General features: G+C 47.6%; 1 protein-coding gene. It reads left to right on the top strand.

Annotated elements, in window-relative coordinates; genetic code table 11:
* A partial coding sequence (tuf, locus tag FN732_RS09510; protein ID WP_142936297.1) for an elongation factor Tu occupies nt 1–1,169 on the top strand: 1,169 nt, incomplete at its 3' end.

Genomic DNA, 1,169 nt, shown 5'->3' with positions numbered 1-1,169 from the left:
ATGGCAAAGGAGAAATTTGAAAGGAAGAAACCCCACAAGAACGTGGGAACGATAGGTCACGTTGACCACGGAAAAACAACCCTCACAGCAGCAATCACCCACTGCCTTGCCTTAGCAGGAAAGGCTCAGGAAGTATCCTACGACCAGATTGACAAAGCCCCAGAAGAGAGGGAAAGGGGAATCACAATTGCAACAGCCCACGTAGAGTACGAATCAGACAAGTACCACTACGCCCACGTAGACTGCCCGGGCCACGCAGACTACATCAAGAACATGATAACCGGTGCAGCTCAGATGGACGGAGCAATCTTGGTAGTATCAGCAGCAGACGGCCCAATGCCTCAGACGAGGGAGCACGTACTTCTTGCAAGACAGGTTAACGTTCCATACATAGTAGTATTCCTCAACAAAGTAGACATGGTAGACGACGAAGAGCTATTGGAGTTAGTTGAATTAGAAGTAAGGGAACTCCTCAACGAGTACGGATTCCCAGGAGACGAAGTACCGGTAATAAGAGGTTCAGCGTTAAAAGCATTGGAGTGTACATCAGCAGACTGTGAGTGGTGCCAACCAATATACGAATTAGTAAACGCCCTTGACGAGTACGTACCTGAGCCAGTAAGAGAAGTAGACAAGCCATTCCTCATGCCAATAGAGGACGTATTCTCAATCTCTGGACGTGGAACAGTAGTAACAGGAAGGGTAGAGAGAGGAACATTAAAAGTAGGAGAAGAAGTAGAAATAGTAGGACTCAGGGAAGAGCCAATAAAGACAGTAGCAACAGGAATAGAGATGTTCAGGAAGATACTTGAAGAGGCTCTACCTGGAGACAACATAGGAGTACTCTTAAGAGGAGTAGGAAAGGACGAAGTAGAGAGGGGAATGGTAGTAGCCAAGCCTGGTTCAATCAAGCCCCACAAGAAGTTCAAGGCAGAGGTATACATCTTGTCAAAAGAGGAAGGAGGAAGGCACACACCATTCTTCAACGGATACCAGCCACAGTTTTACTTCAGGACGACAGACGTAACAGGAAAGGTGAAGCTCCCAGAGGGAGTAGAGATGGTAATGCCTGGAGACAACGTAACGTTTGAGGTGGAGTTACTGAAGCCGGTAGCCATTGAGGAAGGATTGAGGTTTGCGATAAGGGAAGGTGGAAGAACTGTTGGTGC

Origin of the sequence: Balnearium lithotrophicum (genome assembly GCF_900182585.1) — a bacterium.
GTDB classification, from domain to species: Bacteria; Aquificota; Aquificia; order Desulfurobacteriales; family Desulfurobacteriaceae; genus Balnearium; species Balnearium lithotrophicum.
This window is presented reverse-complemented; position numbering and strand designations above follow the sequence as displayed.